23 protein-coding genes are annotated in these 22,201 nt (G+C 62.5%); 7 read left to right on the top strand and 16 right to left on the bottom strand.

The features are described 5' to 3' along the window. Positions 1-73: 73 nt before the first annotated feature. Together SM755_RS00865 and SM755_RS00860 are read right to left on the bottom strand one after the other, a co-directional pair. Positions 74-895 (bottom strand): 5-formyltetrahydrofolate cyclo-ligase, encoded by an 822-nt coding sequence (locus tag SM755_RS00865; protein WP_323171046.1) that lies wholly within the window; start codon positions 893-895, stop codon positions 74-76. Further along, entirely contained in the window at positions 892-1,599 is a 708-nt protein-coding gene (locus SM755_RS00860) for a molybdopterin-binding protein (protein WP_323171045.1), read from the bottom strand. Before SM755_RS00860 ends, SM755_RS00865 begins: the two co-directional genes overlap by 4 nt. A 222-nt stretch (positions 1,600-1,821) precedes the next feature. On the opposite strand from SM755_RS00860, the gene SM755_RS00855 reads away from it, so the two are divergent. Both SM755_RS00855 and SM755_RS00850 read left to right on the top strand, forming a co-directional pair. Next, a complete protein-coding gene (locus SM755_RS00855; protein ID WP_323171044.1) occupies positions 1,822-2,862 on the top strand; it encodes a zinc-binding dehydrogenase in 1,041 nt (346 codons plus the stop codon). A gap of 197 nt (positions 2,863-3,059) precedes the next feature. Next, positions 3,060-3,386, top strand: coding sequence for a hypothetical protein (locus SM755_RS00850; RefSeq protein ID WP_006664648.1), 327 nt, complete (start codon positions 3,060-3,062; stop codon positions 3,384-3,386). A gap of 70 nt (positions 3,387-3,456) precedes the next feature. Here the strand turns inward: SM755_RS00850 and SM755_RS00845 are convergent, their stop codons facing one another. The 4 genes from SM755_RS00845 to SM755_RS00830 all read right to left on the bottom strand — a co-directional run bounded on the left by SM755_RS00845 (position 3,457) and on the right by SM755_RS00830 (position 7,039). Then, a complete protein-coding gene (locus SM755_RS00845) occupies positions 3,457-3,774 on the bottom strand; it encodes a hypothetical protein (protein ID WP_323171043.1) in 318 nt (105 codons plus the stop codon). A gap of 218 nt (positions 3,775-3,992) precedes the next feature. Then, the gene (locus SM755_RS00840; RefSeq protein WP_323171042.1) at positions 3,993-5,084 is read right to left on the bottom strand and encodes an ABC transporter ATP-binding protein; all 1,092 of its coding nucleotides are present in this window, start codon (positions 5,082-5,084) and stop codon (positions 3,993-3,995) included. 117 nt (positions 5,085-5,201) lie between these two features. Next, positions 5,202-6,098 carry a carbohydrate ABC transporter permease gene (locus tag SM755_RS00835; RefSeq protein WP_323171041.1) on the bottom strand — a complete coding sequence of 299 codons (897 nt, stop codon included), beginning with the start codon at positions 6,096-6,098 and terminating at the stop codon, positions 5,202-5,204. Further along, positions 6,095-7,039 carry a sugar ABC transporter permease gene (locus tag SM755_RS00830; RefSeq protein WP_323171040.1) on the bottom strand — a complete coding sequence of 315 codons (945 nt, stop codon included), beginning with the start codon at positions 7,037-7,039 and terminating at the stop codon, positions 6,095-6,097. The genes SM755_RS00835 and SM755_RS00830 overlap by 4 nt, the downstream gene beginning before the upstream one ends. 343 nt (positions 7,040-7,382) lie before the next feature. On the opposite strand from SM755_RS00830, the gene SM755_RS00825 reads away from it, so the two are divergent. Both SM755_RS00825 and SM755_RS00820 read left to right on the top strand, forming a co-directional pair. Next, positions 7,383-8,777: an extracellular solute-binding protein gene (locus tag SM755_RS00825; protein WP_323171039.1), complete on the top strand. Its 1,395-nt coding sequence runs from the start codon at positions 7,383-7,385 to the stop codon at positions 8,775-8,777. Between the two features lie 42 nt (positions 8,778-8,819). Further along, positions 8,820-9,419: an RDD family protein gene (locus tag SM755_RS00820; protein ID WP_323171038.1), complete on the top strand. Its 600-nt coding sequence runs from the start codon at positions 8,820-8,822 to the stop codon at positions 9,417-9,419. Positions 9,420-9,433: 14 nt separating this feature from the next. Here the strand turns inward: SM755_RS00820 and SM755_RS00815 are convergent, their stop codons facing one another. From SM755_RS00815 to SM755_RS00800, 4 genes are all read right to left on the bottom strand, one after another. Then, complete coding sequence (locus SM755_RS00815; RefSeq protein WP_323171037.1) at positions 9,434-9,997, bottom strand: NUDIX domain-containing protein; 564 nt, start codon at positions 9,995-9,997, stop codon at positions 9,434-9,436. 1,028 nt (positions 9,998-11,025) lie between these two features. Then, on the bottom strand, positions 11,026-11,517 hold the full coding sequence (locus SM755_RS00810) for an SRPBCC domain-containing protein (protein ID WP_323171036.1): 492 nt from the start codon (positions 11,515-11,517) through the stop codon (positions 11,026-11,028). Between the two features lie 451 nt (positions 11,518-11,968). Continuing rightward, positions 11,969-12,178: a hypothetical protein gene (locus SM755_RS00805; protein ID WP_323171864.1), complete on the bottom strand. Its 210-nt coding sequence runs from the start codon at positions 12,176-12,178 to the stop codon at positions 11,969-11,971. A 447-nt stretch (positions 12,179-12,625) separates the two neighbouring features. Next, positions 12,626-13,594, bottom strand: coding sequence for a diacylglycerol kinase family protein (locus SM755_RS00800; RefSeq protein ID WP_323171035.1), 969 nt, complete (start codon positions 13,592-13,594; stop codon positions 12,626-12,628). Positions 13,595-13,648: 54 nt separating this feature from the next. Between SM755_RS00800 and SM755_RS00795 the strand changes: the two genes are divergently transcribed. Beyond that, positions 13,649-14,365 (top strand): PHP-associated domain-containing protein, encoded by a 717-nt coding sequence (locus tag SM755_RS00795; protein WP_323171034.1) that lies wholly within the window; start codon positions 13,649-13,651, stop codon positions 14,363-14,365. A gap of 84 nt (positions 14,366-14,449) precedes the next feature. Here SM755_RS00795 and SM755_RS00790 read toward each other — a convergent pair whose 3' ends face one another. After that, the gene (locus tag SM755_RS00790; protein WP_006664660.1) at positions 14,450-14,863 is read right to left on the bottom strand and encodes an Lrp/AsnC family transcriptional regulator; all 414 of its coding nucleotides are present in this window, start codon (positions 14,861-14,863) and stop codon (positions 14,450-14,452) included. Between the two features lie 102 nt (positions 14,864-14,965). Here SM755_RS00790 and carA point away from each other — a divergent pair, with 102 nt between their 5' ends. Further along, positions 14,966-16,042, top strand: a complete 1,077-nt coding sequence (gene carA / locus SM755_RS00785; RefSeq protein WP_323171033.1) for a glutamine-hydrolyzing carbamoyl-phosphate synthase small subunit — start codon at positions 14,966-14,968, stop codon at positions 16,040-16,042. Positions 16,043-16,121: 79 nt separating this feature from the next. Here carA and SM755_RS00780 read toward each other — a convergent pair whose 3' ends face one another. Both SM755_RS00780 and SM755_RS00775 read right to left on the bottom strand, forming a co-directional pair. Then, positions 16,122-17,240: a hypothetical protein gene (locus SM755_RS00780; protein ID WP_323171032.1), complete on the bottom strand. Its 1,119-nt coding sequence runs from the start codon at positions 17,238-17,240 to the stop codon at positions 16,122-16,124. A 231-nt stretch (positions 17,241-17,471) separates the two neighbouring features. Then, positions 17,472-18,776, bottom strand: coding sequence for a transposase (locus SM755_RS00775; RefSeq protein WP_323171031.1), 1,305 nt, complete (start codon positions 18,774-18,776; stop codon positions 17,472-17,474). Positions 18,777-18,820: 44 nt separating this feature from the next. Between SM755_RS00775 and tnpA the strand changes: the two genes are divergently transcribed. Then, complete coding sequence (gene tnpA, locus SM755_RS00770; RefSeq protein ID WP_323171030.1) at positions 18,821-19,228, top strand: IS200/IS605 family transposase; 408 nt, start codon at positions 18,821-18,823, stop codon at positions 19,226-19,228. Between the two features lie 51 nt (positions 19,229-19,279). On the opposite strand, the gene SM755_RS00765 is transcribed toward tnpA, so the two are convergent. From SM755_RS00765 to SM755_RS00755, 3 genes are all read right to left on the bottom strand, one after another. Then, the gene (locus SM755_RS00765; protein ID WP_323171029.1) at positions 19,280-20,476 is read right to left on the bottom strand and encodes an ABC transporter substrate-binding protein; all 1,197 of its coding nucleotides are present in this window, start codon (positions 20,474-20,476) and stop codon (positions 19,280-19,282) included. Positions 20,477-20,551: 75 nt separating this feature from the next. After that, entirely contained in the window at positions 20,552-21,313 is a 762-nt protein-coding gene (locus tag SM755_RS00760) for an SIMPL domain-containing protein (protein ID WP_323171028.1), read from the bottom strand. Between the two features lie 41 nt (positions 21,314-21,354). Continuing rightward, entirely contained in the window at positions 21,355-22,140 is a 786-nt protein-coding gene (locus SM755_RS00755) for a glycerophosphodiester phosphodiesterase (RefSeq protein ID WP_323171027.1), read from the bottom strand. Positions 22,141-22,201 lie beyond the last annotated feature (61 nt).

Genomic DNA, 22,201 nt, shown 5'->3' with positions numbered 1-22,201 from the left:
TTCAGGATTCATTCTCGGCTAGACTATCGACCAGTCCTTAGTAGGCCACGAGTGAATTTCGGTTTAGCTTCCCTTAGCGCTGTTCTGCCAACCGATCAAGGACCGGCATCGCTTCGCGTCGCTCGGCAGAGAGCAGGCTCCAATCGATACCGTCCGGCCGTTCAGCACGAGTTCCGTTTTCAGACTCGTTCTCGCCTTCCTGCCCCGCTGGCCGTCGCACTCGCTCCGGCGTGACGATCAGATCCATCGGCACGTCGTGCTCGTCGAAGCTGATCGCTGCAGCGTCGTCACCGGCGAGGAGTTGGCGCTCGTGAACCGTCGTCGCAACGGGCGTCTCCTCGTCGACGAGTTCGAGTTCGGTGAGGATTGCGAACTCGAGATCGCTGTAGCCCTCGCCCTTGCCGATCCGGCCGCCGTCTACGCTGCCGGAATCGTCGTCGGTGGAGACGGGCGTGGGGTCGACGCAAACGGCGACGCTTCCGGAGACGATCAGGTCGATTTCGTCGACGGCCGCCGGACCGACCTGCTCGCCGTGGTCGGCCGAGCCGGAGACGGTGGTGGCCGCGTCGTAGTCTTCCAGTTCGTCGGGGTCGAGCTTCAGGAAGCACTTTTCGTCGCGGAGCCGAGGGACGGCCATGTAGACCGTTTTGCCGTCCCGGAGGGCTCGGCGGCGGACCGGCAACTGCGGCGCGTCGGGGTTGGCCTTGATCGTCGTCGCCGCCCGCCACTCGGGTTGGTCGGCCAGGCGCGCGGCGGCCGCCGCCGCGTTTTCGAAGTTGGGAATGCGACCGTGTGGCGGAAACGGGAATCGGGCGACGCCGCTGTCTTCTAAGTCGTCCCAGACGCGCTCGCGGACGGCTTCTTTCGAGAGTGACCCTTGCTCCCGGTCCGTCATTGAACGTCACCATCGATTTCTTGGATGCTCTCGTCCGTTCCCGGGTGCTCTCCGTTTGCCGTCCTCTCGTCTTCGCCCTCTCTTGTGTCCTCGCCTTCATTGTCACTCCTGTTCGCGCCCTCGGCGGCGGTCGAATCATCCGCCGGCTCCGCCGGCCGAGCGAGTTCAGCGAGATGGCGGCACTCGGGAACGATGAGTTCCGTGGCTGCAAGCCGCACCGCATCAGCGTTTCCGGGCAGACAAAAAATCGAGCGGCCGTCGGTTACGCCGGCGGTCGTTCGGGCTGCGAGCGCGCGAGTTCCGTTTGCCTCGTAGAGGATCGTCGTCAGCAGTTCGGAAAACGTCTCCAGGCGCTTCTCGAGAAGCGGCGTCACTGCCTCGATCGTCTGGTCACTGGGTTCGACACTCGTTCCGCCGGCGGTCACCACGACATCGACGTCGTCGCGGTCGATCACCCGCGAGACGATCGATTGGACCTTGTCGTGATCCGGACTTACGTGCTCTCGCATCGCAACCTCGTGCCCCGCCTGGGTGAACTCGTCGTTGAGAACCTCACCGGCGGGATCGGATTCGAGCGTTCGATCGTCGGCAATCGTGACGATCCCCACGCTGAGTGGGTTGGTGTGCTCTCGAGAACTCGATTCAGTGGCTGTTTCTGTGCTGCCGGCTGCTGTGTCCGGGTCCGACTCGGTCGACTCGTTCATACGTCGACTTGACCGGCGGCGGGTAAAACGCTAGTTGCTCGTACTATCGGGGCCATCCACAGTTATCGGTAGTGGGAAATGCTGTCGTCACTGACTGGCTCGACAGCCTGCCGGCAGAACTCGAAGCAGTCGACGAGTCATGTCACTGTGTCCTCGCCGTGATAACGGTCCTACTGAACGTAGTCACAACTGTTATGCCGGTGTTTGGGTCAACCTGTGTGTATGCAGGCAGTCAAAATCACGGCACACGGCGGGACGGATGTCATCGAGTACGGCGAGTATCCCGACCCCGAAATCGGCCGCGACGAGGTGCTCGTCGACGTGAAAGCCGGCGCGCTCAACCACCTCGACGTGTGGGTTCGCCGCGGGCTGCCGACGCTCGACCTCGAACTACCCCACGTCCCCGGCAGTGACGCCGCAGGTGTCGTCGAAGCCACCGGGGAAGACGTTACGCGATTCGAACCGGGCGACCGCGTCGCGGTCACGGCGGGCGTCAGCTGCGGCGACTGCGAGTTCTGTCGCAGCGGCGACCCGACGCTGTGTGTCAACTTCCACCTGCTGGGCGAGCACGTCACCGGCGTTCACTCGGAGTACGCCGCGGTTCCCGCGGACAACCTGATCCCGGTCCCGGAACACGTCGACTGGATCACCGCCGGCGCGTCGTCGCTCGTCTTCCAGACCGCTTGGCGGCTACTGATCGACCGCGCAGACATCGAAGCCGGCGAGAAAGTGCTCGTCCTCGGAGCCAGCGGCGGCGTCGGTCACGCCGCCCTCCAAATCGCAGACTACGCGGGCGCGGAGGTGTACGCCACCGGCAGCACCGAAGACAAACTCGACTACGCCCGCGAACACGGCGCCGATCACGTGGTCAACTACGAGAAACAGAACTTCGCGGAGTGGGTCCGCAGCGAGACCGGCAACCGCGGGGTCGACGTCGTCGTCGACTACATCGGGGCCGGCACCTGGCGCGATTCGATCAAGAGCCTCGCGAAGAACGGCCGCCTCGTCACCTGCGGGGGCACTGCCGGCGGCAACCCCGAAACCGACATTCCGCGCATCTTCTGGAACCAACTCCAGATCATCGGCTCGACGATGGGCACTCCCGGCCAGGTCGACGACGTGATGGAACTCGTCTGGGACGGCACCTTCACCCCTGCAGTTCGAGAAGTGCTGCCGATGAGCGAAACCGCCCGCGCACACGAGATTATCGAAGGCCGCGAAGGGTTCGGCAAGGTCGTCGTCCGACCGGATAGCGAACTCTGAGACGGTCTGCTGTACCGATTTCCAGGCGCAACCCCAGGACGGTTCGCGGTTGCGCCGGAACTGACCGACAGCAGTCCGTGTGAGCCGGTACCCGATACGGCGACGCGAACAGCACCGAGCAAACGATTCAGTGTGAACTCGAGACCGCAAAATCACGAACCGTGAGTGCTTTCATCACGGAGTCGAAACCGATACGTGTGACCTCGAGCGACGACGGCGGCTACGTTCACGACCCTGCGGCGTTCGACGGGCCGGACGGCCGTGGGGCAGAGACCGAAACTGCCGAGGGCGACTCCGACGGGGACTGGACCGACGCGCCCCGCCATCCGGCGACGGCCGAGCGCGAGTTCGACTGGCGCGGGTGGGTTCTCGTGGGGGCAATCGTGCTCGCGTTCGTCGTGGCGCCGCTGTCAATTTTGCTGTGGCCGCCGCATCTAAACTACTTCGTGGCGCTGTTGATCTTGCCGCTGCTGCCGGCGGCGTTGCTCGCGTTGACGGCGGTGTGGGCGACGACGCGTCCCTGACGTGCGTCTGCCTGAACTGCGTTTTATGTAGTATCGATGAAAAACGGCGATCAGCAAGCAGCGACCGGCGTTATTCCTGTGTCTCGAGTACCCCGTCGAGTTCATCGATCGCCGAGCGGCCGAACTCGATATCCCGGGACGGCGTTTCCTCGCGGTCGAGATAGTCGGTTAGGAGTGTGCTGAGTCGTTGGAGCTGTGACTGGGTGAATCGACCGGTGTTGTCGCTCGATTCGACCAGTTCGACCAGTGTGAGGAGCTGCGATGGTGGTGACGTGTCCTCATCGAGGGCCTCGTCGACGCGTGCCACCAGTGAATGGTGGACGACCCATTCTTCCTCTCTGGAGAGCGTGACCTCGTGGCGTTCGGTTTCCGATGGTGGGGTACTCATTGCGATACTGGATCGATTTCGTCGATCCTTACCCGACACTACGATGGATGCGCTCATAAAGTTTGTCACGTGGTATCATATATCAGCTACGGTCGACTGCCGATCACGATAGCACGGGGAAAGCTGAGCGACGAAATCGCCCTCGTGAACCGGCCCGGGCGACCGTCTCAAGCGCAGCGTGCGGGCAGAACGACCGATCCAGTGAGACTTCTTGAAGGTTAGTGGATCCTGACACCGGAGTCCGGATCGAACAACTGCGTCGCCGATTCGTCGAGAACTAGCCCATAGTCGGTATCGCCGTCACCGTCGAAATCCGCGTGCGTGACGACGGTCACGTCGCCGAATTCGGTCTCGAAGATGCTGTGCGTTTCGTCGCCCAGGGGCTCATCGAGAACGTGCTCGGCTTCGATTCCCGCGGCTGGATCACCGATACCGATCTGCTGGGGCCGAACGCCGACGCGAACCGGACTGTCGACGTACCCCTCGAGTTCGGCGGCGGTCGCGGGGAGCGAGACGGTGTGGTCGCCCATGGAGACGGCTGCAGTGCCGTTTGCCGATTCGACGCGGCCGTCGAAGAACTCCATCGCCGGCTGGCCGATGAACTCGCCGACGAAGTCGTTGGTGGGTTCGGAGTAGACTTCCTTGGGCGAGCCGGCTTGCTGGAGTTCGCCGTCGTCCATGATGGCGATTCGGTCGGACATCGTCATCGCTTCCTCCTGATCGTGGGTGACGTAGAGGACGGGACAGCCGATTTCGTCGGTGATCCGCTGGACGACCGGTCGGAGTTCGCGTTTGAGTTTGGCGTCCAGATCGCTCATGGGCTCGTCGAAGAGGAACACTGAGGGATCTCGAACGAGTGACCGGCCGAGTGCGACCCGCTGTTGCTGGCCGCCAGAGAGCGAGGCGGGCATCTTGTCGAGTTGGTCGCCGATCTGGAGGAGGGCCGCGGCCTCCGCGACGTGTTCGCGGCGTTCGTCTTCGGGAACGCCGGCGATTTTGAGGCCGTATTCCATGTTCTCGCGGACGCTCATGTGCGGGTAGAGCGCGATGTCCTGAAAGAGCAGGGCGACATCGCGTTGCTGTGGTGGGAGTTCGGTTACGTCGCGGTCGCCAACGCGGATGGTACCGGCGGTCGGCGTGTCGAGGCCGGCGACACAGCGAAGCGTCGTGGTCTTGCCACAGCCCGACGGGCCGACGAGCGTGAGGAACTCGCCGTCCTCGATGGTCAGCGAGAGTTCGTCGACGGCGACGATGCGATCGGCGTTCGGGGAGTCGAACACCCGGGTCATGTTGTCGATGTGGACGGTCATTGTCTGGGTAGTGGATGGTATGGTTGTGTGTATGGTGCGCGTGTGTGAGTTGTGAGTCGTGTATCGTGAGTTTGTGTCGCTGTCGTGTGAATTCGGTGCTCGAACGGGCTACGGTCGCTATCGCGTGCGAACTTCGAACCCCTTCAGCAGGTACTCCTGCAGGAAGTACGCGAACAGCAGCGGCGGGACGGTCATCAGGAGTGACACGGCCATGATGTCGCCCCAGGAGGTGTACCCGCCCTGATCGATGAGTCGCATGATGCCCGGCGCGAACGTGGTCGACTCCTGGCTCGGCAGCAGGATCTGGGCGAACGTGAAGTCGTTCCACGCGATCGCGAACGCGAACAGCGCGCAGGCGACGATCGCGGGTTTCGTCTGCGGGACGACCACGTCCCAGAACGTTCGCCAGCGCGAGGCCCCGGCGATCCAGGCGCTCTCCTCCATCGACTCCGGGATGGTCTGGATGTACTTCCACATGAGCCAGACCGCAAAGGGCATCGAGATGGACGAGAGCGCGATAACGAGGCCGATCTGGGCGTTCAACAGCCCGATTTCGGACCAGATGAGGTACAGCGGCAGGCCGAGCACGATCGGACTGAACATGTAGCCGAGCAACAGGAACTGGGCGAAGGACTGCTTGTACCGGAATCGGAACCGCGCCATGCCGTAGCCGGCGACGAGCGAAACGGCGACGACCACGACGATCGTTCCCGCGGTGACGACGATCGTATTGATGACGTACCTCGGCACCGCACCGGCGGCTAGTACGCTAAAGTTATCGAGCGTCACCGTCTCGGGCGAGGGCAGCCAGCTGAACTCGGTGATGACGGTCTGACTGTCGGTGAAGGCGTTCTGGATCATCCAGTAGATCGGAAACAGGATGACGGCCGAGAACAACGCGGCGCTGCCGTACAGCGCGAGGTGATAGAGGCGATCGCGCGTCTCGTAGGACAGTCGCGTCCTGCCTTCTGTCTCTGTTTCTGACGGTGTCTCCGTCTCCGTCGGGGTGCTCATGTGTCCACCTCCGCAGTCGGGTCGAACGCCCGGAAGTAGCAGTAGGCCCCGATCGCGAGGAAGACGAACATGACCACCGCCATGGCGTTCGCGACGCCGTAGTCGTTGTGCAGGAAGGCGGTTCGGTAGGCGAGAATCGGCAGCGTCGTCGTCGCGCCGGCCGGGCCGCCCTCCGTCAGCATCCAGATGATGTCGAACTTGTTGAACATGAAGACCGCGCGCAAGAGCACGGCGATCAGGAGGACGCCGGTGATCCGCGGAAGCGTGATGTCGCGGAACATCTCCCAGCGGGACGCGCCACAGATCTTGGCGGCCTCGTAGAATCGATCGGGAATCGCGCGCAACTGCGCGAGCGTGAAGATCGTGACGAAGATCGAAAACTTCCACGAACCGATGAGGACGACTAGCGGCATCGCCCACGTCTGGTCACCGAGCGCGAAGGTGCGTTCGCCCCACAGCCCGAGGGTCGAGCCGGCGATGTGGAGCACGCCGACCTCGACGTCGAACATGAACAGCGCGACAAGGACGACGATCACGGTTGGGACGAGATACGCGGTGAACGCGACGGCGGTCAGAAACCGCTGGCCGCGATCGAGCTGGTTCAGGACGAGCGCGATCCAGAGTCCGACGAGCAACTGGACGACGGTACTGCCGACCATAAACAGCGCGCCGAGCCACAGTGACGACCAGAACGAGTTCATCGTCAGCACCTCGACGTAGTTCGAGAGCCCCGTGAACGTCCAGTTGGGGTTCAAGAGCGGGACCTCGAACAGCGACGCGTAGATCGCGAACGCGATCGGCGTGACGGCCACGAACAGGTACAACAGAATCACCGGGGCAACCGTCGCCCAGCCCCGGAGTGCTTCCCCATCGAGGCCAAGCCGCCCCCGCACGGATCGGCGGTCGGCGGTGGCTGTCGATTCGACCGATTCACTTGCCATGTGTTACCACCCATCTCCCCATCTGCTATTAAACGCTTCGACCGGTTGCTCACGGTTTTCCAATTATTGCCAATATATGGTAGCGAATATATGTAAGAAAGGAACCGCTGGTAACAATTTTATAGACGGGAAAAATACTGGTAAAGGACGATCCGCACATCAATTCCTGTGATACTGCCTGTCAGTTCCACTGTGAACTCTACCACCGGTTCCTAGAAACACATTCATTCTAACCGTCGTTCTAGTAATCTCCTATAAATAACTAGATCGTTAGTAGTATGTCCCGTTAGTCATTACTCTGCTAACCCAAAGAGTAATATATTGAAACTTGGTATCATACCACGTGAGCAGAGAACACCGACACTCGCGACGACGGATACTGGGTGCGACAGGAGCGAGCGCCGCAGCAGCACTCGCTGGGTGTCTCGGGGGGAGCGGCAATGACGACGGGATTCACTTCTACACCGACTACAGCACGGAATCCTGGCAGGATCGGTGGGAGGACGATCTCATTCCGGCGTTCGAGGACGAAACGGATCACACCGTCAACCCGGAGTACGCGGGATTTCAGGGCGACAGCGAAGAGCGCCTGATGAACCTGATCCAGGCCAACGACCCGCCCGACATCCACGTCGAAACGTTCTACACCGCCGCCGACATCTGGGCCCAGGGAATGCTCCAGCCCATGACTGACACCCTCGAAGCCGTCGAGGACGTAAACGGCGACATCAACGTCGAGACCTTCGAGGACGAGGAAGGCGTCGTCAGCCAGGGCGACACCTTCCACGTCTCCCACGGCGGCTACACCAACGTCCTCGTCTACCGGGAGGACATCTACGACGCCCTCGGGCTCGAGGTCCCCGAAACCTGGGACGAACTCGTCGACAACGCCGAAGCCATCGACGACTCCGACGAGTTCGATACCGCCCGCGGTTTCGCGACGCAAGCGGGGGTCGTCGGCCAGAGTCGCGAACTGTTCTGGATGTTTCTCTACCAGAACGGCGTCGACACCCACCGAATGGCAGACGGCGACGTCGAGGTCTGGGTCCCTGAAGACGAAGCCATCGAAGCGCTCGAATACCTCACTGAACTCGCGCAGTACTCGCCGGACCCATCGGGCCTGAACTGGGGGACATCCCTCGAACAGTGGGTGCAGGGCCGGGTCGGACAGATGTACCACGTCAACGGCTGGGCGGCGGGCGTCGCCGCGGCCGAGGGCGTCGATCACATCGCGGAGAATACGGCGGTTGCACCGCTGCCGCGAAACGACATTCCACTGGAGGAGTCGTACATGACGTTGCCGACGGGGAACGGCTACATGGTGTTCGAGGGCGGCACCAATCCTGCTGGCGCGAACGAGTTCATCGAGTGGCTGTACGCGGACTCGATCGAGCGGACGGCGTCGCTGTTCGAGCAGGAGCCGATGCGGCTGTTGCCGGCCTACGACGACGTGGTCACGTCGGACGCCTACGCGAACCTCGAGTACTTTCAGGCGTGGCCGGAGCATCTCGAACTCAACCGGCAGATCCAGGAGGAGATCGTCCCGATGTACGGCCAGAACACGGAAGAGAGCCCGACGACGGGGGCGGAGCAGTACGGCCTCAGCGGCTACCACTACGCGGACATGATGAACCAGATTATCGTCGGGGATGCGGCCATCGAGGACGCGCTCGCGGAAGCGAAAGGGCAGGCCGAGGAGCGGCTCGCGGAGGGCAAGGAACTGACCGGCGGCTGGTGATTCCCGTGATCGGCGAGTGTCACTCTCGAGTTCGGTGATCAAATGCGGGTACCGGAAATCTGGCCGAGTTCACGGCCGCCGCGGGCGAACCCGGAAACTGCGGGGCGACAGCTTCTGGCGGATCGAGCGCTGGCGGCGGGCATCGATCTCGGGCTCTGTTACGTATTGCTCGTCGCGCCGATCAGCTACGTCGTCCTCTCGGGGGTACCCGTGCTGGATCCGCACGGACCGATCGCGGTCGCACTTTCGCTCGGGGTGCTCGTCCCGGTCAACCTCACCTATACGTTCGTCTTCGAGTGGCGGTACAGTCGCACGCCCGGGAAGGTCGCCCGCTCGCTGATGGTCACCACGGCCGAGGGGGAGCCGTGTACGCTCAGGGCCAGTGCGGTGCGGAACCTCCTGCGGTACGTCGACGGTCTCGGGGTTCCGCCCCTGCTGTACGCCGTTGGCGTCCTTGCAGCAGCCGTCTCGCCGTCCGGCCAGCGCGTCGGGGATCGGGTGGCCGACACCGTCGTCGTCCGTTCGGGTCGGCTCGACCGGCCGGTAGCGGCTGATACCGGTGGGACGGCTCGCGACGAAGCCGATCCTGTTGGTGAAAACGACAGCGGCGCAGAAAGGCGGGAACGACACAGTGGTGGCTAGTGAACTCGGGTGTCTCAGCGCACGTCCCGACGCATCGCGATTTCGAACCACGGACAGAGCCGGAGCTGGCGGTACCACTCGGGATTCGAGTGTAGCCGCTCGTAGGGGACCCACAGCAGGCCGGCGACCTCGTCCTCGTTCGGCTCGAGTTCGTGATTGGACAGGGTGAGTTTGAGGACGGCACAGACTTCGTGCTCGACGCCGGCGGTTTCGAAGTAGCGTTTGTACTCGAAGCGGTCGGTCAGGCGCAGGTCGTCGTACTGGTCGGGGGTGATGCCGAGTTCTTCTTCGAGTCGCTGGCGAGTGGCCTCGACCTGGCTCTGGCCGTCAACGGGGTGGGAGGCGACGGTGCCGTCCCAGTAGGTGCCCCAGAGGCGTTTGTCGGGGGCGCGCTGGGCCAGCAGGACGTTGCCTTCGTCGTCGAAGACGAGGGCGGTAAACGCCCGGTGGCGAATGCCGTCGCCGGTGTGGGCCTCGAGTCGGTTGACGAGTTCGAGTTCGGTGTCGTCGGCGTCGACGGCGATGACGTCCTGGCCGGCGTTTTCGTGCTGCAAGTCGTCGTCCCGCGGCGTAGTCATGTCTGCATCATTGCAGAGGGTCGTGAAACCAGTATCGGCTTTTGGTCGTCCGGTAGCGGCATCGCTGAACTCGGAGAACGAGTTACACTGCGGAAGAGGACAGTAGATCAGACACATGTATCGTTAGTTCTGGTATTGAGAATCAATTCGGTGTCAGTGGACGATGAGCACGCCGGGTGCTGATCTACCGATCCGACGTATAGAATCGCATGCTGGGTGCAGGGATAGGCCGGTTTAGACACTGGAGAACAGGTCGTTCCGGCAGACTACCCGTTAGAATCGCTCGGAACGGTGTGCGTGTGACTATCGAGGACGTACTGGGTCCGGAAGCGGACGGAGTTCCGGCGTCGATCCTGACCGCTCAATCGTTTGGATTTCATCGTTGTTCACTGCGACGGTGAGCGATTCCCAGTCGTTCGGAACATTTGCACCACCGACAAGGTGAGTCACGGAACTGCACTCCGAATCACCGGTCGGTTCATTGGACGACGTGCCGCTACTGAATTTACCACTCACAGTAAATCTCAAGACGTAGTCATTCGAAATAGCATTGGTCAGCTCCGGTTCAACGTCTCCTAATTCGCTACATAGCCGGACATCAAACGTCAAATCTGCTGATTCACCGTGACTGACGATGTGAACCCATCCGCTGTGAGTCTCCTCCTCGCTTGGGAACGATGGACGGCTTTCTGAGTAGGCGAGTCCGAGTGATTCGCCGCCCCCGTTAGCCTCGCTTTCATCCGGTGTACGCTGGGTCAACGGGCTCACTACCCCTTGGCAGCCAGCGAGAGTACTGAGACCAGCAATAGAACCACCGGCGAGTAGCTTCCGACGAGATAGTGGCGGACACATACACTCTAGAATGATCCTCACCTAACAAGTACTTTATCCTACAAAATAGTGTTCGTGGAAAATAATACGTCTTTCTCGTGTTCTGCTAACAGATACGCGATTTACCGGACTCTAACCGCGGCCCAGAGTATGTAACCGGTAAAGAGCAGCGACTGTTCCGCACGAGAGACAGCGATTCACTCGACGAGTTCAGCCAGGTTCCGTACGGATGATCGGTTCCCGGCTTCGTTGTCTTCGAGGCGAATACCTTGCGGGATGTTCTCACAGCGGTACGTGACTGCAGTTCCCTCGTCGGTCTCCTCTAGAGACACGGTGACTCTCATCTCGCCTGCAAATCGCTGGTCCGTCGTTTCGAACTCGATGGTCTCCACGATTTTCTCGTGGGGCACCAGCGCGACGAACCGTCCGCGGTGCGTATCCGTATCGTCGGCGGTCTTCCCACCCCCACCCCCAGGCGAATCGTTCCGGGGATCCCGGTACGTGAGCGAGATTCTGAACTCGCCGCCCTCCCGCGGATCGAAGTAGTGGACGTGGCCGTCCATACCGTCCGGTGGCAGCCACGTCGCCACCGCGTCGGGATCGAGGAACGCTCGGTAAACCTCCTCTCGCGGGGCGTCGATAACCATGGTGACCTGCGTACTTGCGCCCGCATCAACGGGGTCCGTCACGGTTGTCGGCCTCGTCCAGACAACGGCGAAATTGTGGCAGCGCTGTCGACGAGAGGAACAGCAGTTCGTTCGGGGTCCCCGGAAGGGTCTGCTTGCGTTTCTGTCCCCACTGGGTGGCCGAAGTGACGGCCAATAACTCTGTACTGCTGGGTATCGGGAGGCATGGGCTTGTTCGTTACCCGTACTACGAGAGCCAACCGCATAGAGATAGCCTGTGAGAATCGGTACGGTCCGAGAATCTGTCCAGTCTGCTCAGGCGTGCGACGAGTTCACCGTTGGAGTCGGTGTCGCGGGTACGGCCCGAGTTGGGCGGTGGTGGTGTGGTTTCGATGGTGGTGGTGATGGTGGTGGTAGTGGCGGACGGACCGCGGTGATCCGCTCGCACACCTCCGCCAACTCGGCTGGCCGCCGCGACCCAAGTGCAGGTGAACTGAACTCGGCGTGCGGTGGCTCAGTCGTCGGAGTCCGATTGTGAGCGCGTGCCGACGCGGGGGGCGACGCGACAGCCGCAGGGACCGGCGATGGCTTCGCCTGGCCCGATCATGGTCCGCTGGACGATGGGCGTGTTACAGCGGGGACAGCGCGGAAACGGGGATTCTGAACCGTCCGTCGTGTCGCCGGGGTCCGCATTGTCGGGGTCCGTATTGTCGGGGTCCGTCATGGACACCTCCGGCCCGAGGGATTCCGCGTCGTCCGTCTCGCCGGTATCGGTGCCGGCGGTGTCCATCCCGCCCGTTTCGCCGGTGCCGTCGCTAGTCGCGTTGCGTGCGGCGTCACCGTCGTCGGTCACGCAGTCGAACACCTCGGCGCGTTCCCGAGACCGCCTGTAAGAGCCGCTGCTCGCTTGGGATACCGATCCGTCAGTCGTGCGGGATGTTTATATCCCGTGAGAATGTACGCAATCATGGCTTTGACCCTTGCGGGGTGGAAGCCACGTCTCGGATGCTCCAACATCCGGGACACTTTCATGTCCGATGTGGCTTCCGTCCTAATTGTTGATTGGTAGTGACTTATATCTACCGCTGAACGACGGGAAGGAGCGCCTGCTACTGGCCCCGTGGGACCTGGACCACAGAACTCGACCGTCTGAACTGAACTCGGTGCTCGCCTAGTGCGTCGGTTCGAGCGGCCACCCTTCGTCCGCGTCGGGATTCTCTTGATAACTCTCTCCGACGGCGACTTCGAGCGGCTGCGAGTTCACTTTGAGCCGTAGCGTCTCCGTTTCGAGCATTTCGCCGTCGAGACTGTATTCGATGGAGTCTTCGAGGCTTTCGACGGTGAGCGACGGCGTTCGTCGGCGGATGATGTGTGCGCTCTCGCGGTCGAACAGTCCTTCGAGGGCGGCGTCGCCGACCAATCGACCCGGCGAGGCGTCTTCGACGATCGTGACCTCGAAGAGTTCGTCTTCGACGTGTGCTTGCGCGGTGCGCGTGCCGGTGAATCGACGGCAGTTGCCGATGAGGACGAACATCGCGTCGCCGGTCCAGGACTGGGCAGCCTCGCCGTTCGGTCCCTCGGCCGTCTCGACCCGCAGCGAGAGCGAGTCGAAGTCCGCGACCGTCGCGACGGTGTTTTTGACGTATGCGAGGACGCCGAGCGCCCGTTTGCCGTCCGGCGTCGTCTCGCTGCTGGCTTCGGCGGTCACACCGCCGACGCAGGAGTTGACGAACGCGCGGTCGTTCGCGACGCCGAGGTCGATCCGTCGTCGTCGGCCGGTTTCGAGCACCTCGAAACTGTGTTCGAGGCCGGTGATGCCGATGTTCGTCGCGAAGTTGTTGCCGGTGCCGGCGGGAACGACGGCGAGCGTCGTCGTCTCGAGTTCGTCCGCGGCCGCGATCCCGTTGACGACTTCGTTGACGGTTCCGTCGCCGCCGGCGGCGGCGATCAGGTTCGCCTCGGGTGCGGCGTCGCGGGCGAACCGCATCGCATCCCCGGCTTCCTCGGTCTGTCGGACCGTCAGCCCGTAGTTGGCCGCCAGTTCGACGATATCGTCGACGTGATCCTGGCTGCCGCTGACGGGATTGAGAACGAGGACGCGGCGGGGATCGCTGTCGCTGTCTCGGCCCTCCGAGTGCATACCCCACCGTATGCCGGCCGAGCGCAAAAGAGTCTGGCCGGCGTTTGCCTTCGTGTGTATCTCGTCGATCTCCACGCGCACACGCGATTCTTTCACGGTCACCGGTCTCTCGGTGATCGATTCGACCCGCTTGGTGCACGAGTGCTCACCGAGATAGCCGCGAGACGCGGGCTCGACGGCGTCGCGACGACGAATCACGACTACTACACCGACCTAAATCCCGCCGTGGACGCGATCACCCTGCCCGGAATCGAGATCACGACCGATCGCGGTCACGTCCTCGTCGTCGGCCCCGATCCGCCGGCGGAGACGAAACCGGGGGCGCTGTCCCCGGCGGAGACGGTCGCGCTGGCCCACGATCACGACTGTGCCGCGATCGTCGCACACCCGTTTCGAAACAGCACCGTCCGCGAACTCACGGACGTTCCCTTCGACGCCATCGAGGTCAACGGCAAACACCCGCGGTCGCGTCCGCTGGTCGAGAAGTTGGCGTCGGAACGCAACCTGCCACTCGTCGGCGGTAGCGACGCCCACTATCCGTTCGAGGTCGGACGAGCGTACACGACCATCGAGAGTGAGCGGCTCACGCCCGAGGCGGTCGTCGAGGCGATTCGAGACGGCCGCGTCGAGGCCCAGGTCTCCCGGTCGACGCTGGATGAAGTGGTGCGACGCGGGTACCGGGCCATCCACCGCCGCAAGCGCGTCATCGACGCGATCGAGCGGCCGACGCCGGGGGTCGGAACGCCACCGGGTGAGGAGTCGACGGAGTAAGCTGCCTTCTCGCTCCGCTCGAACGCTGCTCGAATTCCGCTCAGACGGTGAGCGGACGCCGATTGAACGCCGATCAAACCCCGATCAGCCGGGCTGTTCGTCGAGGATCAGCCGCGTCTTCGTGTTGACGACCTCCTCCTGATCGCGCGCTTTCGTAATGAGATCGTTCACGCCGCGCGTGTCCGCGGCGTCGACGACGAGGACGACGTCCTGCTCGCCCGAAACCATCCAGACGAAGTCAACCTCCTCCCACTCCGCCATGCGCTCTGAGACGCCTTTCGTATCCACGTCGACCGCGACGCTGATTTCGATCATCGCCTTGACGTTGCCCGTCCGGGTCGAGATCGTAAACCGTTCGATCACCTCGTCGTCCATCATCCGTTCGACGCGATTGCGAACCGTCCCCTCGCTCGTCCCGACCTCGTCCGCAATTTCCGTGTAGGGAGTTCGGGAGTCCCGTCGCAGCACGTCGAGGATCGCTCGATCGAGTTCGTCCATGGAGATCCGTGACTACGGACGAGTGGCACTTACCGATTACGAAATTCGTAACTGAGTTTCGAAGACAACACTTATGCCGGTGTATCCAATACGTAGTTCGTAATGACAGCAGCCTACGTTGCACTGGAGGGCGGACACGTACTCGAGGGACGTGGTCGCGCTTCGGGAACGGCTCGCGGCGAGCTGGTTTTCACAACGGCTTACACCGGCTACGAAGAGAGCCTGACCGATCCGTCCTACGAGGAACAGATTCTCACCTTCTCCTACCCGCTGATCGGCAACTACGGTGTCCGAACGGAACGGTTCGAGGACGATCGCGTCCACCCCCGCGCCGTGCTCGCAAAGGAACTCACTGACGACGTCGCCGACTGGCTCGCAGACGAAGGCGTTCCCGCGGTCGACCACCTCGACACGCGAGACGTCGTCACCGACATCCGCGACGGCGGCGCGATGAAATGCGGCATCGCCGTCGGCGAGAACGTCACCGAGGAAGACGCCCTGGCCGAACTCGAGGCCTGCAAGGCCATGAGCGACCACACCGACATCGGCGCGCAGGTCAGCGTCGACGACCACACCGTCTACGGCGCGGACAACGACGGCGAAACCGTCGCCCTCGTCGACTGCGGCGCGAAGGGCTCGATCGTCGACTCGCTGCTCGACCGCAACGCGACGGTTCATGTCCTCCCCTACGATGTAAGTACAGCCGATGTCGAGGCCCTCGACCCCGATATCCTGTTCATCTCGAACGGCCCCGGCGACCCCGCCAACTACGAGCAGGCAATTGAACTCGTCGAGGCGTTCGTCGAGGACACGCCCGTTGCGGGTATCTGCCTCGGCCAGCAGATCGTCGCCGAGGCACTCGGCGGCACGACGGCGAAGATGAACTTCGGTCACCGCGGCGTCAACCAGCCCGTCCTCGACCTCGAGTCGGGACAGGTCGTCATGACGACCCAGAACCACGGCTACACCGTCGACGAACCCGGGGACTACCTCGAAGTCACGCAGATCAACGTCAACGACGACACTCCGGAGGGACTCGACGGCGTCGAACACGACATCATCACCCGTCAGTATCACCCCGAGGCCAATCCCGGGCCGGAAGACACCCTCGAGTTCTTCGACAGCGTCCTCGGCATGGCCGAGAAAACGGATCAGCGAGCGGTTCCGGCGGACGACTGAGTCGAATTCGTTTTGCGTGGTCTCCGGAAGCGATCGTGACTCCAACGGGAACGGACAACCGACGCCGACCGAGGGCCGTTCACTCCGTCGTCTCCTCGTAGGTGCCCTCGTACGCGGTGAGCAGATTCTCGGTGCGGAGGGTGACCGTGAACCACTCCGTATCGATGGGATCGCCCGCATCGGGGTCCGCGTCGACACCTGCCCGTAGTCGGCCGTCCCGGACGGAGAGGGACAGCGTCTCCCCGGGTTCGAACGCCTCGTCCAGGCTCGCCCCGCGATAGTTCTCGCCGATCGCAGACAGCGAGACCGTCGACCCTTCGGGTATCGGATCGCCGGCTTCCATCGCGAGTTCGATGATTTCTCCGCCGTCAGTCGAAATCGACACCTCGGGGGCTTTCTCGAATCCCTCGTCGACCCACTCCGGTCTCTCGAGTTCGGTCTCACCGACGCTCGAGAACGATGTTTCCACCGCAATCGTTTCGGTAGCGCCGGCCGATGTCCCCTCCAACTCGTACGCGTAGCGCTCGATGCCGTCGTCGGAGACGGAGACCGTTGCGACGAACTCGTCGTACTCGTCCGCCGGATTCATCCGCTCGAGAGCGTCACTCATCTCTGTCCCTTCGTAGGTGACGACCGTCGTCCCGTCGGACTCCTCGATGTCGATCAAGTCGTACTCCGAAACTCGCAGTACGGCTTCCAATTCCCGCCGAATGCTCCGTTCGTTCGTCGAGGGAGCCGTCGGTCCGTTCGCGATCCGGTACCGGTCGCCTCCGTCGAAGGTCTGGCGGACGAGCGTTTCGTTCGCCGATTCCGTGAAGAGCCAGGTTTCCTCCGTCGACGATTCGTGTCGGAGCCTCGTTTTCTGTACCTTTCGCTCGCCGTCGACGGCGAGCGCGATCGACTCTTCGAACGTTCTGGCGTCGGTGCTGATCGTCTCGGACGTGTCGACCGTGTACGAACCGTCTTCGAGAATCGCCGCCTGTCGAGACGCGAGTTCGTCGGCATCGAATCCGGTTTCGCCGGTTCCGTCAGGGTAGTCGATGGTCCTGTCCGTTTCGTTTACGGCCGTCTCTCCCTCTGCTGCCGCTCCGTCGGCGCCGTCGCCGGTGTCGGTGCTGCCGCCGTCGAGGACGCCCGCACACCCCGCGGTCGTTGCCAGTATCGCAACGGCGAGTACGATAACTAGTGACTTTTTCACGGCGTAATTATTCGATCCCCCGGTTATGACACTACCGGATAGAGGGCGACACGAGGACGATCACGCCGTATTCGGAACGGCACTCCGTATCAGAACTCGTCGGTCTCGATCTCCGCGGCCCGCTCGCGGATCACTTCGCCATCGAGTGCGGCGGCGAGGCGCCGATATCCAACGCGGATTCGCCCAGTAAACAGCCTCGGGCCACCGCGCCCGAGGCTTTTGTTGGTTCCCTCAGCTGTGTGCTAGCACTCCCTGCTCGGCAAGCGAGCGGGATGAGGTTGGGCGGCTTACGCGCCCCGACCCGGACAGACGCACCAACCGAACCTGTGGTTGGGTTTTGTGAGACCGGTAATTCGATTCGTTACCATCGAGTTTCGCCTTCTCACGCCACGCGATGTTCACCGACGCATTCCGGTCGGCGTGGTCTTGCGCGACGTCACACTCGTCGTTCGGACACCTGAACCGCCGACCCTGCCGATACCCACACTCACCACAGCACGAACACGTCTGTGAGTTGTAGTAAGCGTCCACCGTATCCGTCGGAATCTCCCGCCACGTCGCCTTGTACGAGACGAACCTCTCGAATTTGTGGAACGGCAGTTTGTGCAACCGGCGGTTCATATACGACCCGTACTGCATCTCCTCGCGGATACCACTCATATCCTCGAACACGATAACCGGGTTCGGGAACTGCTCTGCGAACTCTACGACAGCACGGGAAAGACGGTGCAACACCCACTCGGTGAATCGCTCTTCTTTGTCACTGAGTTTCTGGTGGATGCTCGTCTTGCCGTGTTCCTGACAACGTTTCGTAATGGTGTGGTAACGTTGGCGTTCCTGCTTCACCCGTCCGTAGTCAAGGACGAGCGTGCCCTTCGTTCGCATCGTGTCGCGGTCGAGGGCGGTGAGAGCGACGTTGCGCTCGTTGATGTCCACACCGACTACCGTATCGACGGTATCGGGTTCGGGCACGTCGAACTCGCGTGTGACCGTGACGTGTAGGTAGTACACGCCATCGCGGTACAGGAGTTCGGCCTGCCCTATATCCACCTCATCCGACGTGAGGGCGTCTCGAAGTTCGTCCATTGCGTCCGGCTCACCGCGAAGATGGCCCTTGACCTTCTTGTAGGGTTTCGGGCTGATGCGGAACTGGACGCGGTTCGTGTTGTCGTTCACGGTGAGGCGGTAGCCTTCCGTGTGCGCCATCACAAGCGGGTAGGCACCAGATTTGTCCGTACTCGGCGGCGTCGGCTTCCCTCGGTCAGGGTCGTCTTGATTCTCCCACCAGTCTTTGAGTGAGTGGTAGGAGTCCCATGTTTGGAGGGCTTTGCCGACGACCGCGCACTTGTTGTTCCGTAGGAAGTCGTCGCGGTCAACCTCCTTCTGTATCTCGGTGCGATTGTACCCTTGTTGTTTGAGGCGGATGGTTTGGTTGAATATCTCGCGAGAGGCGAGGCGGGCGTCGTGAAGCCACGATCGTTCACCAGACGCTATGTGGAGCCGCGTCTGGATCGTCTTCGTGGCTTCTTCACCCATGCATTGACAATCGTTCCAGATTGTCATAAATGTAGGGATTAGGGATGGAAGAGTACCGCAGTCACGCACATTCGGTTAGTTCCTGCAAGTATCATTTCGTGTGGTGTCCGAAGTATAGACACTCTGTTCTCGGTGTGGTCGAGGAGGACGTGAGAGAGTTGTTTGCGGAGACTGCCGACCACTTCGGCCACGAGATTTTGGCGTTGGAGATTGCAGACGACCACATTCATCTGTTCGTGCAAACAGACCCGAAACATAGCCCTGCTGAGGTAGCACGGCAGTTCAAGTCGTACTCTGGAAAGCACTTGCTGGAACGGTATCCCGAGATTCGAGAGTCGTATTTCTGGGGCGGTGGATTCTGGAAGGTTGGATACTACGTGGGAACGACGGGAGCAGTATCGGAGGAAGTGGTTGAACGGTATATCGAGGAGACAGAACATACGCCGGAGTGACGCGCTTCACCCCCGCCCACGGTGGGGCGGGGAACTCGCGCTGCTTTTCGTTTAGAACTCCCCGCGGACGATCGTCGCGACGCGCTCGCGGTCGAACAGCCGTTCGTCCTCGGGGATATCCGGGTACGGTGTCCCGGGCTCGTAGCCGGGCCAAGCACCGAACTCGTCGGGATAGAGCTGCTTGGCCGTCATCTCGAGTTGGAAGAGGTTCATGAGCGGCCCCTGGTATCGCATGCCGCCGGCGACGACGCGGTCGTTTTGCACCGCCGTCAGGTCGCTTCCGACGGGATGGCTTTCGAGTTCGTCGCGGATGTTGTCGATGCTGTACTGGGAGGTGATTCCCCAGAGGTGTAAGATAACGTCGGGATCGGCGTCGAGCATCGTCTCGTAGTCGACGGTACCCCAGTCGCCCGACCAGGAGCGGTCGGCGAGCGCGTCGTTGGCGGCGAGTGGACGCGTATCCGCCTGCCAGTAGCCGGGTGCGTTGAGGTGGTAGGTATAGAACTGGCCGTCGCCGAGCGTGACGCGGGCGGCGGTCGGGCGCTCGTCTTCCGGCGGAAGGTTCGACGCGATGTGATCGTGCAGTTCGTCGTACACTGCTTTGAGTTCCGCGTAGCGCTCGCGCTCTTGGAACACGTCCGCAACACGGTCGAACAGTTCCCAGAGCGTGTAGAACTCGTACTGGTCGGCGTAGGCGTCCGCGGGATCGCTGTGGACGCCGCTGTGGAAGTTGCCGATCCACGGCCCGACGGTCGAGGCGATGTCGTCGATGTCGTCCTCGGTCCAGTCGTCGTGTTTCAGGACGTAGGACGGGTCCAGAAAGTGAACGTCGCTGTCGAGTTCGTAGAGCTGTTCCTTCCGGAGGCCGCCCTCGAGCGGGTTCGGGAGGCCCTCCCAGTCGAAGGAGACGCCGGGGAGGTGGTCGTAGAACTTGTTCATCGTCGTGCCGGACATCTCGGTGGAAAACAGCGTGGTGACGGCATCGCCGTGGCCGAGTGCGACGGCCATGTCGGCGTACTGCGGGAAGGCGACGAAGACGCGTTCGGGGACGGTGTCGAACGAAACGTCGCCCACCGGTTGCAACGTTGCGGTGTGACCGTCGCCGTTCGACTGGCCGTTCCCGGACGGATCGTCTCCGCCGGAGATGCAACCGGCGAACACCGCACCGCCGAGTGCCGTACTCGCGGCGACGAATCGGCGGCGGCTCCGGTCGACCCCCACCCGTCCAGTGACACTTCGGTCGTCCATACGGTTTAGGCCGACCTAATCAGTCAAAAACGATTCGATTTAGGCCAGCCGAAACCTGTCGGCTGACAGCGGCGTTCAGTTTTGGAAGGCGTACACGACCGTCGCACTCGCCGTCACGGTCACAGGATCGGCGTCGATCTCGGTCGGCGGCGCATTCCCGTCGTCCGCCGAGGTTGCGAACTCGACATCGTGTCGCACCGAGTTCACCCGGACATCGTTCGTCGTCACCGATTTCGTCCCGGCGAGTTCGACCTCCCGATTCGATGCGATGTGGGCCGCCTCCTCGTCTGCGGTCGCCAGCGCGTCGTCGATCGCATCCTTGCGAAGCGCCGCTCGCGTCTCCTCCTGTAGCGTGAAGTTCACCCGGCCGATATCGTCGGCCCCGGCGGAGACGGCGGCGTCGATGACCTCGCCGACTCGATCGACATCGTCGATCGTCACCTGGTACGAGTGCGTTCCGGCGAACTCGTCGACGCCCTCCTCCCGTCTCGCCGCCGCCGACGGGCTGATCCGATAGCGGCCCTCTTCGACGTTCTCGTCCGGAATCCCGAGGTCGTCGATGGCGTCTCGGAGCTGTTCGGACTGCGTGGCCAACTCGTCGCTGACCGCCTCGGCGGACTCGTCGGTCGCCTCGACGCCAAGGCTCACTGTCGCCGTATCCGGCTCGGCCTCGACCTCGCCCTCGGCGCTAACGGTAATCTCGTTGTCCGTCGCGCTCGATCCCGTCTCGTCGCCCGAGTTCGCCGGATCGTCGGTCGAGAGTGCGCTGCCGACACAGCCTGCCATCGCCGCCACAACACCGACGCTCGATACCGCAAGGAACTGTCGTCGATCCATACGCTCCCGACACGTGCACGCCAAATAATGATTCGCCAGGGTCAAACCGCTCTTTCACCCTTCCGGGGCGTCGAGTTCAAGAACTCGAACGCGTAGTCCGGCCGGTTCGTGACGAACACGTCGGGTTCGGTGGTCAGTGCGTCGCGGACGCTGCCTTTGGTGTCGACGAGTTTCCAGACACCGGCGGTGAGTCCCGCCTCGCGCGCCGTCTCGAGGAATCTCGGGATGGCGCGTGGAACGTAGTGACTGAAGACGCTCCCAGCGCCGCAGTCGGTGGCATCATCCGCCAGCCCCGATGTCGGCACCGAGCCGACCAGACCGGTTGGAACGTTAGATGTCTGTGCTTGCTCGAGCGGCGCAGTCTCGAACGAGATCACTGTGACCCGGTCGAGAACGTCGTACTCGCGTGCCATCTCGAGAATGGCATCGGTGTAGCCCGCTTCTTTCAGTTCGAGGTAGATCGACACGTCGGTGTCGGCGAGGAGTTCGAGCGCGCGGGCGAGCGAAATGAGCGGTTCGCCGTCGATGCGAGCGCCCTGGATCTCCTCCCAGGTGGTGTTTCGAATCCAGCCGTGACCCGTCGAATCCCAGTCCAAAACGGGGTCGTGAAACAGCATTAGCGTGCCGTCACGAGTTCGGCGGACGTCGAGTTCGACGCCGTCGACGCCGAGCTCGATGGCGCGTTGAATCGCGGCTGCCGTGTTCGGCGGTTCCAGTCCGGATGCGCCGCGGTGGCCGACGATACGCGGGCGCGTCGATGGCACTGACCCGCTCGTAATAAGCGGCGACAGCCCCCAGACGGCAAGTGCGGAGACTCCCGTCCCCACCCCCGCCAGGAGTCGACGTCGGGAGGGACGACAACGTGACCAATCGGGCATGCGAAACACG

The organism is Natrialba sp. PRR66 (assembly GCF_034808065.1).
GTDB lineage: Archaea > Halobacteriota > Halobacteria > Halobacteriales > Natrialbaceae > Natrialba > Natrialba aegyptia.
This window is presented reverse-complemented; position numbering and strand designations above follow the sequence as displayed.